The organism is Arthrobacter sp. (assembly GCF_030540645.1).
GTDB lineage: Bacteria > Actinomycetota > Actinomycetes > Actinomycetales > Micrococcaceae > Specibacter.
Genome location: NZ_JAUNVV010000008.1, coordinates 34,062 through 35,985, shown reverse-complemented (window position 1 = coordinate 35,985; position 1,924 = coordinate 34,062). Strand labels below are relative to the sequence as shown.

At 60.3% G+C, this 1,924-nt stretch carries 3 protein-coding genes; 1 reads left to right on the top strand and 2 read right to left on the bottom strand.

Annotated features, from left to right (window positions below; translation table 11 throughout):
- Positions 1-144: 144 nt before the first annotated feature.
- On the bottom strand, positions 145-603 hold the full coding sequence (locus Q4P21_RS02925; protein WP_303387363.1) for a MarR family winged helix-turn-helix transcriptional regulator: 459 nt from the start codon (positions 601-603) through the stop codon (positions 145-147).
- A 63-nt stretch (positions 604-666) separates the two neighbouring features.
- Here Q4P21_RS02925 and Q4P21_RS02920 point away from each other — a divergent pair, with 63 nt between their 5' ends.
- Complete coding sequence (locus Q4P21_RS02920; protein ID WP_303387362.1) at positions 667-1,035, top strand: VOC family protein; 369 nt, start codon at positions 667-669, stop codon at positions 1,033-1,035.
- Positions 1,036-1,391: 356 nt separating this feature from the next.
- Here the strand turns inward: Q4P21_RS02920 and Q4P21_RS02915 are convergent, their stop codons facing one another.
- Positions 1,392-1,715, bottom strand: coding sequence for a putative quinol monooxygenase (locus Q4P21_RS02915; protein WP_303387361.1), 324 nt, complete (start codon positions 1,713-1,715; stop codon positions 1,392-1,394).
- Positions 1,716-1,924: the final 209 nt, after the last annotated feature.

The window sequence follows — 1,924 nt, the reverse complement described above, 5'->3', positions numbered from 1 at the left end:
CCGTGCAGCCCCCGAGTGCCGCGTAGGCCGGTCAGCGGGCCGGGCAACAGTGACCGGCCGGGTTGTACAGCGGCTTCTGCCCGGCAGCGCCCCCCATCGAGGGACCTTCTGCTGTTGCGGCGGCAGGCATGCCCCGGGGACGGTTTACAGGCCCTCGTTATCGCTGCGTAGGGAGCGGACCATGCTCTGCAGGACCCTGAAAGCACACGACTGCTCATCCTCCGACATGCCGCCCACCATCCTGACCTCGACGGATCGGACCGCAATGCTCGCCTTCTCCAGGCTGCGCCTGCCGCTTGGCGTGAGCTGGGTGGGAAGAACTTTGCCAACAGGGGCCTCCGCCGGCCGGCTCACGTAGCCGTCCCGTTCCAGCCCCTGCAGCAGCACGTTCATTGACTGCCGTGTGACGAACGCTCCCCGCGCGAGCTCAGAGTTCGACAAACCCGGTCGCTGGGCCAGTAGCTCTAGGCAGGAGTAATGCGTCATGGTCATCCCGAGAGGCCGCAGCACAGCCTCCATGGCAACTCGAAGGGCGCTCGATGCCTCTTTCAGCAGGTACCCCAGTGACGTCTCCAGATCAACACCAGTAAAGTCTTGACTCATGTCAGTATTCTGACATAGTTTCGATGTGTCAGATAACTGACACATCTTAAAAGGACTACCACCATGCCCGTCACCGGCCCCGACTTCATCTCCTTCCAGACCTGCGATCTCGACGCGTCGCAGGCGTTCTACAAGCGATATCTTGGCCTCGTCCGCTCGCAGGCGGGCCCTCCGCATGCTGTCGTCTTTGAGACCACGCCGATCGCGTTCGCCCTGCGGGACATTGTTCCCGGCACGGATCTTGCGTCCGCTGCCCAGCCCGACATCGGTGCCACGATCTGGATCCATGCCACCGGCGTCCAGGCCATTCACGACGCTCTCGCCGCCGACGGCCACACCATAGTCTCGGCACCGATCGACGGCCCGTTCGGCCGCACGTTCACTTTTGCAGACCCCGACGGCTATCAGGTCACCCTTCACGACCGCGCCTAAGTCTGCAAACTCCACCGCAGTCGTGGCTGCAAGATCGAGCGCCCGGCAGGAAGGCGGCAGCTTGTCCAACATTCCCGATGTGCCCAGTTCACTGCGGGCGCAGTCCAAACCCAGACGGTTTCCCTGCTGGTGGTCGTCCCCGCATGTTCAATCCTGCTGGTCGCGGTGCTGTACGTGCTGCTCCGCCCGCTCATTCCGAGCCGCATAGCTGTTCATATGGGACCCGATGGCGTGATTGGCTTGGACTTGGCGACCATTGTCAGCAACCTGAACGTCGCGCTGGAAGTGGTGTCCAGCAATTCTGTGGGAATGGGGCTGATTGGCTTTCTGCTCTTCTTTGCAGCTGCAGCCAGCACCTACGTCACCTTGTTCCCAAGGGCCGGACTGGACTTCACTTGTCCGTCGAGGCCGGACACGTAATAGCTGCGCTTGATTTTGGCCGTGGCACGCCCCCACTCGCTGGCCTTGGCGCGTGCTTGGTGGAGTTCAAAGGATGGGGCGTCCTGAAAGCATTCGGAAACATCCCACACCCGCGGATTGTCACTTTGCTCCACAGAGAAGGAAATGCACCCTGGTTCAGCCAGCGTCAATTCAATGTGGTGAGGCAGGAACGCCGAGACGGCTGAGACCTCATCGTCACTGTGGCAAATTAGCTGCCCGGTCAAAATAGTGTTGTTCACGAGACAAACTCTGTCACGGACAGGACTTACGTAGGCTTGCCGCGGAGTCCCGCAAGAGTTCCAATGCCGGATCAACCCGCCACTGACATGTGGCGTTTAGCCCGCAACCTCGTCATCATATTTGAACATGTTCAAAAACTATGCTCAACTAGAAACTGAACACGTTCAAGAGCAAAGGATGAAGTCATGGACGGCAAGAGCGCACAAAC